Origin of the sequence: Kribbella sp. NPDC051770, from assembly GCF_040681455.1 — a bacterium.
In the GTDB taxonomy this organism is placed as follows: Bacteria; Actinomycetota; Actinomycetes; order Propionibacteriales; family Kribbellaceae; genus Kribbella.
Genome location: NZ_JBFAYT010000001.1, coordinates 452602 through 467055 on the forward strand (window position 1 = coordinate 452602; position 14454 = coordinate 467055).

A 14454-nucleotide genomic window follows, 5' to 3' on the forward strand; every position below is an offset into this window, starting at 1 on the left:
TAAACGGACCACCCGGTCAGGTTAGCCACCGAGAGGAACAGCAATGCAGTCACTGGAAGGCAAGGTCGCACTCGTCACCGGAGCGTCGTCGGGCATCGGCGCAGCGGTCGCGCAAACACTGGCAGGCGCAGGGATGAAGGTGGTCGCGGGCGCACGCCGTACCGAACGCCTGGCAGAGCTGACCGCCACCCAGGAGTACGGCGGCGAGATCGTCACCGTGAAGCTCGACGTCACCGACGAGCAGTCCGTCCGAGACGCCGTCGCCACGACCGTCGAGCGCTTCGGCCGGCTCGACCTGGTCGTGAACAACGCGGGCGTGATGCTGGTCGGCCCCGTCCAGACCGCCGACACCGCCGACTGGAACCGCATGGTCCAGACGAACCTCCTCGGCAGCATGTACGTCGCCCACGCCGCGCTCCCCCACCTCCTGGAGACCAAGGGCACGCTGATCCAGACGTCCTCGACCTCAGGCCGCTCCGCCTCGGCCGGCAACGGCGTCTACGCGGCCACGAAGTTCGGCGTCAACGCCTTCACCGAGGCCCTCCGCCAGGAGGTCACCGCGCAAGGCGTCCGCGTCGTCTCGATCGCCCCCGGCATGGTCGACACCGAGCTCGCCTCCCACGTCACCGACCCGCAGATCCTCGCGATGGCCGCGAAGCTCTACGCCTCCGTCCGCACCCTCAGCCCACAGGACATCGCCAACGCCGTCCTGTACGCCGCCACGCAACCCGACCACGTCACCGTCAACGAGCTCACCATCCGCCCGACCGACCAGGTCGCCTGAGCCCGCGCGGATTCGTTCACCATCGTCTGGGTACCCGGGACGGCACGATGACTCCCTCGCTGCGCATCGCGACGCTCAACATCTGGTGCCGGCACGGCGACTGGCCGGCCCGCCGGGAGGTGCTGCGCGCCGAGTTCGCGCGGCTCCGGCCCGACCTGATCGCGCTGCAGGAGACCGTCGTCGACGGCGACTACGACCAGGTCCGGGATCTGCTCGGCGACGGCTACCACGTCGTCCACCAGGGGAACCGGGCCCGCGAGGGCGTCGGCTGCTCGATCGCGGCCCGGTGGGAACCGCAGGACGTGCGCGAGTTCGACCATCTCGTCACCGACCGCGTCGACCCGGAGGACTTTCCCGGCCGGACGATGCTGGCCGAGTTCGACACGCCGGTAGGCAGGGTCGCCTTCGCACACCACAAACCGAACTGGCAGGTCCCGTACGAGCGGGAACGCGAACTGCAGGCCGTCGACGCCGCCCGGGCGATCGAGCAGGCGGTCGCCGGGCGACCCGACGTCCATGTCGTGCTGGCCGGCGACTTCGACGCCCGGCCGGAGACCGCGAGCATCCGGTTCTGGACCGGGCGGCAGTCGCTCGACGGCCTCAGCGTGAGCTCCCAGGACGCCTGGGAGTTCGCGCACCGTGACGCACCGGGCCACACCTTCACCGTCGAGAACCCGCTGATCGTCGTCGAGGCGGACTGGTCCAGGATCCCGCCCCGGCGGATCGACTACCTGATGGTCCGCTGCGACGACCGCGGGCCGACCTTGCGGATCAACTCCTGCGACCGTCTGCTCGCTCAACCGGTCGACGGCATGCACGGCTCGGACCACTTCGGCGTGATCGCCGACCTGACCCCGTGATTCAGATCAGGTCGGCCTGGGCCTCGATCTCCTGCTGGGGGTCGAGTGGGAGGACGATCTTGAAGACCGTCTTGCCCGGCTCCGACTCCACCCGGAGGTCGCCGTGGTGCTTCTTGACCACGATGCGCCAGGAGATGTCGAGGCCGAGGCCGGTGCCCTCGCCGATCGGCTTGGTGGTGAAGAAGGGCTCGAAGATGCGGCGCTTGATCTCGGCGGGGATGCCGGGGCCGGTGTCGCCGATCTCGACGACGGCGTAATGACCGTCGCGGCGAGTCCGCAGGGTGAGGGTGCCGGAGCCGTTCATCGCGCCGACGGCGTTGTCGATGATGTTGGTCCAGACCTGGTTCAGCTCCGCGGCGTACGCCGGGATCGCGGGCAGCTCGGGGTCGAACTCCTTGACCACCTCGATGCCCTGCAGCTTGCCCGACATCATCACCAGCGTCGACTTCAGCAGCTCGCGCAGGTCGACCACCTGGAACGGCGCCCGGTCGATCTGCGAGTACTGCTTGGCGGCGCCGACCAGGGTCGAGATCCGGGTGACGGAGTCGTCGATCTCGTTCATCAGCGACTCGGTGTCGATGGTGTACATCAGCCAGCGCACCGCGCCTTCGAGGTACGCCGGGCCGACCGTGGTGAGCACGTTCTCCATCCAGGGCACGTCCAGCCCGGCCGCGGCGAGCACCGGCGCGACGTCCCAGGCGGCGTGGACGTCGTGGTCGTCGAGCCAGTCGGACAAGGTGTCCTCAGCGTCGGACAGCTCGAGCGGTGAGACCTCCTTGCCGACGGTCTTGGCCAGTCGCTCGACCGCGTCGTCCTGCAGCTCGACGATCTTGTGCAGCTTGGTCGCGTCCAAGGTGCCGTCGGCAAGCATCGCCAGCTTGGCGCGCATCCCGGCGACCCGCTGCCGCAGCGTCGCCGACGCCCGTACGGCGGCCGCCGCCGGGTTGTTCAGCTCGTGCGTCAGCCCGGCCGAGAGCGAGCCGAGGGCCAGCAGCCGCTCGCGCTCGCCCATCGTCTCGTTGGTCCGCCGCATGCCCTGGACGAACCCGTCGATCAGGTGCACCGCCATCGGGAACCACTGGTTCATCATCGTGGCCATCGTCTCGGCGGTGATCACGAAGAACGTCGACGGCTCCAGCACCCGCATCGTCGCGTTGTACGACTTGCGCTCGTCGGCGCCGAGGAACGCGGTCACGGCACCGGCGTACACACCGCGCTGGGTGCTGCGGTTGATCTCGACCTCTTCACCGTGCGACAGCTTGCACATCCGCAGCCCACCGGTGAGCAGGATGTAGCAGCAGACGGCCTCGTCGCCCTCGCTGAAGACGATGCCGTCCTCGTACGACTCGACGGTGCCCTCGCGCGCCAGCCAGCTGAGCTGCTCGTCGGTCAGGCTCTCGAACAGGAACAGCGTGCGCAGCTCGTCGATGCTGATCCGCTGCGACTCCGGAACTGCCTCGGCGCTCATCGAACCGCCTCCTTCTTCACAGCATCTCCAGGTATCGGTGCACCAGGGTGACGGCCATCGCGCCGTCGCCGACCGCCGAGGCGACCCGCTTGACCGACTCGGCCCGGACGTCGCCGGCCGCGAAGACGCCCGGCATCGAGGTCTCCAGGTGGTACGGCTCCCGCTCCAGCGCCCAGCCCGGCGGCTTGCCGTGCAGGTCCGGACCGGTCAGCACGAAGCCGCGGTCGTCGCGCAGCAGATCGCCCGGCAGCCAGTCCGTCCGCGGTGCGGCGCCGATGAACACGAACAGCCACTCCGAGTCCACCTCCCGCGTCTCTCCGGTCGCACTGTTCTGCAGGGTCAGCACCTCGAGGTGGTCGGAGCCCTTGCAGGACACCACCTGCGTGCAGGTGTGCACCTCGATGTTGTCGATCGCCTCGATCTGGTTGATCAGGTACGACGACATGGTCGCTTCGAGCGAAGCGCCTCTCACCAGCATATGCACGCGCTTGGCATGGCTCGCGAAGTAGACCGCGGCCTGACCGGCGGAGTTCGCGCCGCCGATGATGTAGACCTCCTGGCCGGCGCAGCTCGGGCCCTCGGTGGTCGCCGAGCCGTAGTAGATGCCGCGGCCGCACAGCTCCTCGACGCCGGGCGCCTGCAGCGTCCGGTACGAGACGCCGGTCGCCAGGATCACCGAGTGCGCGGAGATCTCGCTGCCGTCGGAGAACTTCAGCCGCCGGGCCGAGCCGGTGGTGTCCAGCTCGACGACCTGGCGGGCCGTCAGCAGCTCGGCGCCGAAGCGCACCGCCTGCCGCCGGGCCCGGTCGGTCAGCTGCGCACCGGAGACGCCGTCCGGGAAGCCCAGGTAGTTCTCGATCCGGCTGGACTGGCCGGCCTGGCCACCGGTCGCCAGCTGCTCGACCAGCACCGTCCGCAGCCCTTCGCTGGCGCCGTACACGGCAGCACCGAGCCCGGCGGGTCCACCGCCGACCACGACCAAATCGTAGAAGGCCTCGGCCGGCGAGGTGGACAGCCCGACCTTCGCTGCCAGATCAGCCTCGCTCGGCGCGACCATGACCGTGCCGTCCGGCGTGATCACCACCGGCAGGGTGGCGCCGTCGACACCGGCGGCGTCGAGCAGCCGCTTGCTCTCGTCGTCGTCCACGCCGTACCAGCGGTAGGGCACGGCGTTGCGGGCCAGGAAGTCGCGGGCCGCGAACGACGGCGCGGACCAGCGGTGGCCGATCACCCGGGTCTCGTCGCTGGACGGCTCCGGGGTCGTCTTCCACAGCTCCAGCATCGAGTCGACGACCGGGTAGAGCTTCTCCTCCGGCGGGTTCCACGGCTTGAGCAGGTAGTGGTCGAGGTCGACCACGTTGATCGCCTGGATCGCGGCGTCGGTGTCGGCGTACGCCGTCAGCAGCACCCGGCGGGCGAGCGGGAACAGGTCCATCGCCTGCTCCAGGAACTCGATCCCGGTCATCTGCGGCATCCGGTAGTCGGCCAGCAGCAGCGCGACCGGCTCGCCGCGCAGCTTGAGCTCGCGCAGCGCCTCCAGGGCCTGCATACCGGTCTCGGCCCGGACGATCCGGTGCTCCTCGCCGTACCGGCGGCGCAGGTCACGGGCGATCGATCGGGACACCCCGGGGTCGTCGTCCACGGTGATGATCACCGGGCGGGAAGTCGACGCTGTCATGCCTCTTTCATACCAGCGCCCGCCCGCCGGTGGGAGCGATTCATCCACAGGCGGACGGGCGGCCGGGCATTCGCCCAGGTCAGGGCAGGGCGGCGAGGTACGGCGCGTGGCTGTTCTGGAACTCCCAGTTGTAGTACTTGTCCCAGTTGATCGACCACGTCATCAGGCCCCGGAACGCCGGGCTGGCGCCGCCGCGGAGCGTGTAGCCGCCGCAGTTCTGGCCCTTGACCAGGCAGTCCAGCGCCTGGTGAACGGCCGCGGGGGCGGTGTGGCCGTTCCCGGCGCTGACGGCGGCCGGGAGGCCGAAGGCGATCTGGTCCTCGCGCAGGCCCGGGAAGGTCTGGCCGGTGGTCGAGACCGGGAAGCCGGCCTTGATCATGTCGGTCATCGCGATGTGGAAGTCGGCGCCGCCCATGTTGTGGTACTGGTTGTCGAGACCCATCACCGGACCCGAGTTGTAGTCCTGGACGTGCAGCACGGTCAGCGCGTCGCGCAGCGCGTGGATGACCGGCAGGTAGGAGCCGGTCCGGTTGTCGCCGGTCCCGTTGCCGCCGTAGAACTGGTAGCCGACCTGGACGAAGAAGGTCTCCGGGGCCATCGTCAGCACGAACTTGGCGCCGTACCGGGCCTTGAGGGTCTTCAGCGCCGAGATCAGGTTCACCACGACCGGGGTGGTCGGGCTGCGGAAGTTGGTGTCACCGGGGTTCAGGTAGAGCGAGTGGCCCTCGAAGTCGACGTCGAGGCCGTCCAGGCCCCAGCGGTCGATGATCGAGCCGACCGAACTGACGAACGCGTCGCGGGCGGCCGTCGTGGTCAGCTGGACCTGGCCGTTCTGGCCGCCGATCGAGAGCAGCACCTTCTTGCCGGCGGCCTGCTTGGCCTTGATCGCGGCCAGGAAGTCCGCGTCGCTCTCGACGTTCGGGCACTCCGCGACCGGGCAGCGGTTGAACCGGATGTCGCCCGACGTCACCGAGGTCGGCTCGCCGAACGACAGGTTGATGATGTTCCACTGCGACGAGATGTCGGCCATCCGCACGTAGCCGGAGCCGTTGGCGAAGCTGGCATGCAGGTAGCCGATCAGCGCGTGCTTCGGCAGCCCGGTGCTGGTGCAGCCGCTGGTCGCTGCACTCACCACACCACTCTTGGCCGACTCCCCCTGCGCGTTGTACGCCGCCACCGAGTAGCTGTGGCTGGTGCAGGCGCTGAGGCCGTCAACCGTCGTACTGGTGCCCGTGACCGTCTTGACCACAGTTGAGCCGTCGTAGACCCGGTAGCCCGTCACTGTCCCGGTGGAGGCTCCCCAGCTCAGCCCGATCGAGCTGCCGGTCGTCCCGGTGACCGACGGCGTACCAGGAACGCTCGGCGCCCCCTGGGTCGGCGGGTTGCCACCAGGTCCGTCCAGGCTCACGTCGTCCGCCTGGTACGCCGGTTGCCCGTACCAGCCGTGCAGGTAGATCTGCGCCGACGTCTGCGACGCGGTAGTGGTGAACGAGACCGTCAGCTGCGTGTAGCTGCCGGCCGACGGCGTCCAGGTGGAGGCGCCGCCGGTCACGCCCAGGTAGACGTAGGAGCCACGCACCCACGCCGACAGCGTGTACGCCGTACTGGGCTGTACGGCGACCGTCTGGCTGCACTGGCCGAAGTCGGAGCTGGTCACACCGCCCTGCAGCGCGTGGCTGCCGGTGCGGACCGGGCTGGAGACCACCGAGCCGCCGGAGCAGTTCCAGCCGCTCAGCGAACCGGTCTCGAAGCCGGGGTTGGTCAGGATGTTGGCGGCCTGCGCAGGGGACGCGACAGCGACCACCCCGATCAGGACGAGGGCGAGGAAGAGTCGGCTGCGCATGAGATAAGTAGAGAATCTTCAAAAGTCTTCGTCAAGACGCCGTCCTGTCGGATTCCCGACGCCGCCGCGTCACTGGCGGTTTCCCGTCAGTGGCTGGATGCAGCCAAAACCGTGTGCCGGCCGAGCAAGGTTGGCAGGATCTCGCCGACCAAGCCGCACCCTTGGAGGCCTTGCGTGAACCACCTGTCCCTGCGACGACGAACCGCCTTGATCGCGGCCGCCGTCCTCAGCCTGACCGCGTTCGCGGCACCCGCCGGCAACGCGGCGCTGACCGAGCCGGCCGTCGGCACACCCCAGCCCGACAACCTGTCCAGCAAGCTCCAGCTGCCGAAGTTCGCTCCCGGCAAGTACGTCGTGACGCTGGCCGACAAGCCGCTGGCGACGTACGCCGGTGGTGTCGCCGGCCTGAAGGCGACCAAGCCCGCCAAGGGCAAGAAGGTCGACCCGGCCACGACCGACGCCAAGCGCTACGGCACCTACCTGCAGGGCCGCCACAACCAGGTCGCCGCCAAGGTCGGCGCGACCGCCAGCCGGCACTACACCACGGCGATCAACGCGTTCCGGGCCGACCTCACCGGCCGGCAGGCCGCGGCCCTCGCGAAGACGCCCGGCGTACTGGCGGTGACGCCGGACCAGCTGCACAAGACGCTGGACGACAAGAAGCCCGCCGACTTCCTCAAGCTGTCCGGCAACGCCGGCGTCTGGAAGGCACTCGGTGGCAACGCCGAGGCCGGCAAGGGCGTCGTGGTCGGCGTCGTCGACACCGGCATCTGGCCCGAGAGCGCGTCGGTCTCCGGCCCGAAGCTCGGCAGCAAGCCCTCCGAGGCCGACCCGTACAAGCCGTACCGCTCCGGCGACAGCATCGTGATGCACAAGGCCGACGGCAACGACTTCACCGGGTCCTGCCAGGCCGGCGAGAACTTCACCACCGACCTGTGCAACACCAAGCTGATCAGCGCCAGGTTCTTCGGCGACGGCTGGCTCGGCGCGACGCCGCCCGAGGCCCGCGACGACTGGGCCTCCCCGCGCGACGGCGGCGGCCACGGCACCCACACCGCGACCACCGCGGCCGGGCGGGCCGGCGTCGACGTCGCCGAGAGCGGCATCAACTTCGGCACCATCTCCGGGGTCGCACCGGCCGCCAAGATCGCCGTCTACAAGGCGCTCTGGACCGGCAAGGACGACGTCGGCTCGGGTGGTTACACCTCCGACATCCTGGCCGCGATCGACCAGGCCGTCGCCGACGGCGTCGACGTGATCAACTACTCGGTCGGCTCGCAGTTCGAGTCCTCGCACGTCGACCCGGTCCAGCTGGCCTTCCTGTCCGCCGCGTCGGCCGGCATCTTCGTCTCCGCCGCGGGCGGCAACTCCGGCCCGTACGAGTCGACGCTGGACAACACCTCGCCATGGGTGACCACGGTCGCGGCCAGCACCGTCGCGCCGTACGAGTCGACCGTTGTCCTGGGCAACGGTGAGAAGTACGCCGGGCTCAGCACCAGCCTGGCCGGCTCGATCGCCGGCAAGCCGCTGGTCACCGGCGCGGCCGGTCGCGTCGAGGCCGCCTCGGACTACGACGGCTCGCAGTGCCTGCCGAACACGCTCGACTCCGCGAAGGTCGCCGGCAAGATCGTGGTCTGCGACCGCGGCGTCGGCGCCCGTGTCGACAAGTCGGCCGAGGTCAAGCGGGCCGGCGGCATCGCCATGGTCCTGCTCAACCTGACCAACCAGGACATGGTCGCCGACTCGCACTCGGTCCCGACCATCCACCTGAACACCCCGGGCTCGCTGTCGGTCAAGGCCTACGCCGGTACGGCGGGCGCCACCGCGCAGTTCGTGCTCGGCAACCAGACGTCGGTCAAGACGGCGTACCCGCAGATCGCGGACTTCTCGTCGCGCGGCCCGTCGCTGTCCAGCAACGGCAACCTGCTCAAGCCGGACATCGCGGCCCCGGGCGTGAACGTGCTCGCCGCCGTCGCCCCGCCGTCGAACGACGGGCACAGCTTCGCCTTCTACTCCGGTACGTCGATGGCCGCACCGCACATCGCCGGCCTGGCCGCGCTCTACCTGGCCAAGCACCCGGACTGGACGCCGATGATGGTCAAGTCGGCGCTGATGACCACCACCAGCGACGTCAAGAACGCCGACGGCTCGGTCAACGACGACCCGTTCGCCCGCGGCGCCGGTGAGGTCCAGCCGGCGAAGATGCTGTCCCCCGGCCTGGTCTACGACTCCGGTGACGCCGACTGGCTCGGCTACCTGGAGGGCTCCGGCGTGAGCACCGGGACCGGCGTACCGGCCATTGCCCCGAGCAACTACAACGCGCCGTCGATCGCGGTCGGCCAGCTGGTCGGCACCCAGACCATCACCCGCCGGGTGACCGCGGTGACCGGTGGCCTGTACCGGGCGACCGTCTCGGTGCCGGGCATGAAGGCCGTCGTCACGCCGTCGATCCTGAACCTGCAGGCCGGCCAGACCAAGTCCTTCACGGTCAAGCTGACCCTGGACAGCGGCCTGTCGAACGTCTCCACCACTGGCTGGCTGACCTGGTCGGGCGCCGGGACCTCGGTCCGCAGCCCGATCGTCGTGAAGCCGACGTCGGCGATCGCCCCGGTCGAGGTGAAGGGCTCCGGAGCCTCCGGCAGCGCGTCGTTCGAGGCGACCGCCGGAACGTCGGGGATGCCGGTCAAGGCGTACGGCGTGGTCTCCGCACCGGCCGTCGCCGGTGACGTCCCGGCCGGCTCGGCCGACGCCGACCTGCCGAACTACCCGGTCACCGTCACGGCCGCGACCAAGGCCGTGCAGTGGAACATCAAGACCGTCGACCCGGCCGGCAGCATCTGGCTGGTGCTCTACAAGGTCGTCAACGGCCAGATGCAGGCGCTGTCCTTCCAGGGCGACGGATCCAACCAGGCCTCGGCGACGCTGTCCGCGCCGGAGCCGGGCGTCTGGGGTGTCCTCGCGATCACCCTGACCAACCCGCCGGGCGCCGACACCACGGCGTACACGATGCAGACCAACGTGGTGACCGGCGGCAGCTCGCTCGCCGTCACGCCGACGAAGGCACCTGCGGCGGGTAAGCCGTTCCAGATCACGGCGTCGTGGGCGGGACTGCCGACCGATCAGCGGTCGACCGGGTTCGTCGAGTTCCCGAACCGTGCGGGGACGGTCGTGACGATCAACTAGTACGTGGCAACGGGCCCGGTCGCTTCGGCGGCCGGGCCCGTTGTTGTTTCAGCGCCAGGTGCTGCGGTCCGACGGACCGCCCGGCACCGGCTCGAAGACCACTTCGTCCTCCGGCACTTCATTTCCTCGCTCATCGACGAACCCGACCGACACCAGCCCGCCGTTGGCCGTGTCCCGCCGGAGCACCGTGGGCCCGTCGGCACGCGGTACGTGCTTGTCCCCCCACTGCTGCAGCGCGGCGAGCACCAGCTTGAGGTCCTCGCCCGCCTCGGTCAGGTGGTACGACGACCGGACCCGCTCACCCTCGTCGCGGTAGTCGCGCTTCTCGAGGATGCCGCCCTCGACCAGCGCGGTCAGCCGGCTGGTCAGGATGTTCGGCGCGATCCCCAGCACCTGCCGGAACTCCGCGAACCGGGTCGACCCGAACTGCGCCTCCCGCACGATCAGGAAGGCCCAGCGGTCGCCGACGATGTCGACCGCGCGGGCGATCGAGCAGTTCGGGACGGGGCGGTCCTTGGTCTGCGGGCTCATCTCTTCAGCTCCTTTGCAGCGCTGGTACGACGCCGGCGACGGTGACCACGAGCAGGGCCAGCGTGCCGATCACGATCGTGCCGAGCAGCAGCGCGACGCTCAGGCCCGAGGCGGTGGCCACGATACCGAGCACCAGCGCGATCGCGCCCTGCAGCACGTAGGCGACCAGGTAGACGGCGGCGATGGTTCCGCCGCGGTGGTGGGCCGGCGCCTGGGAGTTGATCAGGCCGAGGCCGCCGGAGAACAGCAGGCCGTACGCGATCCCGGCCAGGCCGGTGGTGGCGAGGAAGACGGGCAGCGAGTGCGCGTTGGCGGCGTACTCGAGCAGGGCCAGGCTCGCGAGCGTGATGACGGCGCCGACCAGGACCAGGCGGCGGGGCGGGAAGCGGCGCGCGAGGATCGCGGTCAGGCCGATCATCACCGACGTGATCGACAGGATCAGGCCGATGGTGAAGATGTTCTTGGTGCCGATCAGCTGCTGGGCGATCTGCGCGCCGAGGGCCAGGAAGACCGAGCCGAACGCGTACGCCGTGGTGACCGCCGCGGCGGCACCGGCGTACAGGGTGCGGATGCCCTGCGGGACGGAGATCGGGCGCGGGCGCCACTTGCCACGGCTCTCGTCGCGGGTGTGCCTGGGCAGCCGCCAGACGAAGCCGAGCAGGCCGACGATCACCGCGAGCAGGACCCAGAAGTCGAGGTGCAGCGGGAGCGGCGCGTACTGGATCAGGCCGCCGCCGACGATCGTGGCGAGCGCCAGGCCGGCCGCGGTCGCGGCGGTGACGACCGACGAGGCGCGGGACGCCTTGCCTTCGGCGCTGAACTCGACGGCTGCGGCGGTGGCCGCGGTCAGGGCCATGCCGACGCCGGCGCCCATCAGCGCGCGGCCGGCGTACACCCAGCCGACCGAGGGGGCGACCGCGAAGAGCAGCACTCCGGCGAGCATCGCGCCGACGCCGTACAGCATGGTGGCGCGGCGGCCGATGTAGTCGGAGAGCTGGCCGAAGACGAGCAGGAACGCGACCAGGACGACCGGGTAGACGGCGAAGATCGCGGTGGTGGCGGTCGGGGTCAGGTGCCAGGTCTTGGCGTAGAGCGGGTACGCAGTGGTGGGGGCAGCGCTGGTCCAGAGGCTGACGGCGGCTACTGCGGCGGCGGTCCAGAAGCTGGCTCGGCGGCTCAGGGGCCGGGTTTTCCAGCGTTCGGCGATTCCGGTGGCGGGGAGTTCGAGAGTGGTCATGTTCTCTTGAACACCTCGGTAGCAAAATGCTATCCAGGTTTGGAGGTGATCTGCGTCACTAGATCCAGCGGCGGCGGGCGGCCTGAACCCCTGCTTGGAAGCGGGTCTGGGCGCCGAGCGACTCCATCAGCGCGCGGACGCGGCGCTGGGTGGTGCGCGGACTGATCCGCAGCCGGCGGCTGATCATGTCGTCGGTCGCGCCGCCGGCGAGCAGCAGCAGGATGTCGCGGTCGTGCGGCCGCAGTCCGTGGAAGTCGCCGTCGAACGGCAACGCCGGCATCGGGATCGCCAGCGCCCAGAGCATCTCGAAGGTCGCGATCAGCCCGTCGAGCAGACCGGACGAACGGATCAGCAGATGCTGCTCGGACGGTGACCGCTTGGTCAGCCCGATCAGCGCGGTGTCGTCGTCGCCGACCGCCATCTTCAGCGGGATCTGCGCGAGCACCCGGCTGCGCTCCCCCGCCGCCTGCAGCTCGGGGAGAACACCCATGATGTCCTCGCTCTCGAAGACCTCGGTGCCGTAGATCGCCCGGTAGCCGATCCCCGCTTGCAGCCGCTCGAGCTCCAGCGCCTGCTGAGTCGACGGCGGCGTCACGTACGGCGGCCGGTCGAGCACGCGAACCTCGCGGACGGCGTCCTCCTGCAGCTGCTCGTACGCGCGCAGCAGTGTCGGGCCGTCCTCGATCAGCTCCACCTGATTGCCGGTGAGCACCGGCTTGCCCCGCGAGCCCCGCAACTCGTCCGCCACGCTGCGCAGCCGGGCCAGCTGCTCGTCGAGCTCGTCCAACGGATCGGTGCGAACCGGCGGCGGCCCCTCCATCTGCTCCTGCACCACCCACGCTCCTATTTCGTGCACGATCCGTTCTTGACAGCTCAGAGTAAACCGACCGCTCGGACTGCTGACACCGTTGTCTCGTCAGAACCCACAGTCGAGACACGGCCAGAGGCCGTCGCAACGGACGCAGCGGCCGTCGGGGGTTGGTGCCGGAAGGTAGGGCGGCGGGCGGTCGGGCGGGCGGTCGACCACTGGTTCGATCGCGCGCGGCCAATGCGAACCGGTCTCTTCTCCTGCTGGTTCACTCCAGCGCACCTCGGTGCTGCTCGTGTCCTGGCCGTGGCCGGCCAGCAACGCATCCAGCCCACCCGACCAGACCGACACAGCGGTTCCCTGCCCGCACCACCTGACCGCCACCACCCCATCTCCCCACAGCACGCCCTCCGCCACCGCCCCACCGTCAGACCGCACCAGCCAGAAGGCCCGCGGCCCCCGCTGTGTGATCTCTTGCCGGTCCACACCACCAGCATCTCCACAGCCCTCTCGCCCCACCAGGTGTGATCTGTGGGCTCCCGAAACAGCCCACAGCCCCCAGCAACAACCCCTTTCTGTCGGTAGGCCCTTGTAACGTCCCAGACACGCACCGCAACCACCGTGCGTACGCAGTGGGGGGAGGACCTGTGGCCGACACAGCACTGGAACCGTTCGGCGTACAGCTCAGGAGGTGCCGCCAGGCAGCAGCCCTGAGCCTCCGCCAACTGGCAACCCGAGTCGGCTACGACCACAGCTACCTGTCCCAGGTAGAACGAGGCCGCCGCCCGGGCTCCGCCGACCTGGCCACCCTCTGCGACCGCGAGCTGGCGGCAGCCGGCAGCCTCACCCAGGCCTTCCACCAGCTCCACCCAGCCGAAAGTCCACCCGCCACCGCGCCCGGGCCGGGCGCAGGCCGTGTCCCCACCGCGCCCGGGCCAGGCGCAGGTGGACTCCCCACCGCGCCCGGGACGCCAGCAGGCACAGCTCGCCCGGCCGGCTTCGCCACCTCGTCCGGAGCGGACCTGCTGGAGGCTGTGCGGCACAGCATGGCGGGAGCGTTCGGCCAGTCCCCGGACAGCGCCGAGTGGGCCCGCGTGACCGCCACCTACGCGACCGATCTCGGCATCACACCACCGGCCGACCTCCTGCCGGAGCTGACCGCCGACCTCGATCTCCTGCACCGGAGCGCGGCCGCCGAGCTCGCGGTCCCCGCCGCCGAGCTCGCCGTACTGGTCGCCCTCACGCTCACGGCCCTCGGCCGACCCCGCGCCGCCGGGCGCTGGTGGCGGACCGCTCGTGCGACCGCCGACAGTGCCGACGCGCGTTGGATCGCCAGCCAGACCAGGAGCTGGCAGGTCATCAGCACCACGACCGAAACCACCGGCGCCAACCTGCAGGGCCACACCGCCGCCGGAGCCGACCCGCGGCAGGTGAGCCCGCCTGAAGGCGAGCCACTCCGCGCGGGCTCGTCCGCCGGTAGCGAGCTGCTGGAGCTGGCGGTCGACGCACTCACCCTGGCCGAGCGGCCCCAGGACCAGGCGCGTGCTCTGGCCGCGCAGGCTCGCCTGCTGGCGATCCTCGGGCGGCCGGAGGAGGCCCGGCAGGCGGTGCGCCTGCTGCCGGGCGGGGTCGACCGCAGCGGCTCGGTGTTCGGCTGGGCGGCGTACGAGCCGTCCAGCATCGAGAGCTTCGTCCACACGGCTCTGCGCGACACAGCGTCGGCGTACATCGCGCTGGACGAGGCGCTCGGGCTCTGCCCGGCTGAGCGGCGGCGTGAGACGGCTGAGCTTCGGCTGATGCTGGCGGAGTGCCTGGTGCTGGACGGCGACGTCTCGACCGGGTTGGCGATGGCGATGCGGACTCTGGTCGAGCTGGAGGACCAGTGGCACAGCCCGGGGTTGTACGACGCGGGCGGCCGCGTGCTGGCCGCCGTACAAGGGAAAGAGCTCACCAGGCCCGCAGTGCGGGACTACCGCGAGCTCCTGCGGCGGCGGCCGTTTGCGGGTCGGAGTGTGGGCAGCGGGTCGAGCAGTGGGGACAGGCAGGGGTAGCGTGCCGAGGG

At 70.3% G+C, this 14454-nt stretch carries 10 protein-coding genes; 4 read left to right on the forward strand and 6 right to left on the reverse strand.

The genetic code is table 11. The features are described from left to right. Positions 1–43: 43 nt before the first annotated feature. On the forward strand, positions 44–784 hold the full coding sequence (locus AB0M01_RS02185) for an SDR family oxidoreductase (RefSeq protein WP_363665020.1): 741 nt from the start codon (positions 44–46) through the stop codon (positions 782–784). A 47-nt stretch (positions 785–831) separates the two neighbouring features. Continuing rightward, positions 832–1644, forward strand: a complete 813-nt coding sequence (locus tag AB0M01_RS02190; protein ID WP_363665021.1) for an endonuclease/exonuclease/phosphatase family protein — start codon at positions 832–834, stop codon at positions 1642–1644. Position 1645: 1 nt separating this feature from the next. On the opposite strand, the gene AB0M01_RS02195 is transcribed toward AB0M01_RS02190, so the two are convergent. The 3 genes from AB0M01_RS02195 to AB0M01_RS02205 all read right to left on the reverse strand — a co-directional run bounded on the left by AB0M01_RS02195 (position 1646) and on the right by AB0M01_RS02205 (position 6633). Next, positions 1646–3112 (reverse strand): ATP-binding protein, encoded by a 1467-nt coding sequence (locus AB0M01_RS02195; protein WP_363665022.1) that lies wholly within the window; start codon positions 3110–3112, stop codon positions 1646–1648. A gap of 16 nt (positions 3113–3128) precedes the next feature. Next, the gene (locus AB0M01_RS02200) at positions 3129–4790 is read right to left on the reverse strand and encodes an FAD-dependent oxidoreductase (RefSeq protein WP_363665023.1); all 1662 of its coding nucleotides are present in this window, start codon (positions 4788–4790) and stop codon (positions 3129–3131) included. Between the two features lie 79 nt (positions 4791–4869). Then, entirely contained in the window at positions 4870–6633 is a 1764-nt protein-coding gene (locus tag AB0M01_RS02205; protein WP_363665024.1) for a glycoside hydrolase family 18 protein, read from the reverse strand. 174 nt (positions 6634–6807) lie between these two features. On the opposite strand from AB0M01_RS02205, the gene AB0M01_RS02210 reads away from it, so the two are divergent. Further along, positions 6808–9816 (forward strand): S8 family serine peptidase, encoded by a 3009-nt coding sequence (locus tag AB0M01_RS02210; RefSeq protein WP_363665025.1) that lies wholly within the window; start codon positions 6808–6810, stop codon positions 9814–9816. 48 nt (positions 9817–9864) lie between these two features. Here the strand turns inward: AB0M01_RS02210 and AB0M01_RS02215 are convergent, their stop codons facing one another. The 3 genes from AB0M01_RS02215 to AB0M01_RS02225 are packed head-to-tail and all read right to left on the reverse strand — an operon-like array spanning position 9865 to position 12419. Further along, positions 9865–10347, reverse strand: a complete 483-nt coding sequence (locus AB0M01_RS02215; protein WP_363665026.1) for a helix-turn-helix domain-containing protein — start codon at positions 10345–10347, stop codon at positions 9865–9867. 4 nt (positions 10348–10351) lie between these two features. Then, on the reverse strand, positions 10352–11584 hold the full coding sequence (locus AB0M01_RS02220; RefSeq protein ID WP_363665027.1) for an MFS transporter: 1233 nt from the start codon (positions 11582–11584) through the stop codon (positions 10352–10354). Positions 11585–11642: 58 nt separating this feature from the next. Continuing rightward, positions 11643–12419 carry a helix-turn-helix transcriptional regulator gene (locus AB0M01_RS02225; protein ID WP_363665028.1) on the reverse strand — a complete coding sequence of 259 codons (777 nt, stop codon included), beginning with the start codon at positions 12417–12419 and terminating at the stop codon, positions 11643–11645. 620 nt (positions 12420–13039) lie between these two features. Here AB0M01_RS02225 and AB0M01_RS02230 point away from each other — a divergent pair. Beyond that, entirely contained in the window at positions 13040–14443 is a 1404-nt protein-coding gene (locus AB0M01_RS02230) for a helix-turn-helix domain-containing protein (RefSeq protein WP_363665029.1), read from the forward strand. Positions 14444–14454: the final 11 nt, after the last annotated feature.

What these genes read in the sequence shown, in the direction of transcription:
- AB0M01_RS02185 (WP_363665020.1), top strand. Translation starts at nt 44, where the DNA reads ATGCAGTCACTGGAAGGCAAGGTCGCACTCGTCACCGGAGCGTCGTCG.
- AB0M01_RS02190 (WP_363665021.1), top strand. Translation starts at nt 832, where the DNA reads ATGACTCCCTCGCTGCGCATCGCGACGCTCAACATCTGGTGCCGGCAC.
- AB0M01_RS02195 (WP_363665022.1), bottom strand. Translation starts at nt 3,112, where the DNA reads ATGAGCGCCGAGGCAGTTCCGGAGTCGCAGCGGATCAGCATCGACGAG.
- AB0M01_RS02200 (WP_363665023.1), bottom strand. Translation starts at nt 4,790, where the DNA reads ATGACAGCGTCGACTTCCCGCCCGGTGATCATCACCGTGGACGACGAC.
- AB0M01_RS02205 (WP_363665024.1), bottom strand. Translation starts at nt 6,633, where the DNA reads ATGCGCAGCCGACTCTTCCTCGCCCTCGTCCTGATCGGGGTGGTCGCT.
- AB0M01_RS02215 (WP_363665026.1), bottom strand. Translation starts at nt 10,347, where the DNA reads ATGAGCCCGCAGACCAAGGACCGCCCCGTCCCGAACTGCTCGATCGCC.
- AB0M01_RS02220 (WP_363665027.1), bottom strand. Translation starts at nt 11,584, where the DNA reads ATGACCACTCTCGAACTCCCCGCCACCGGAATCGCCGAACGCTGGAAA.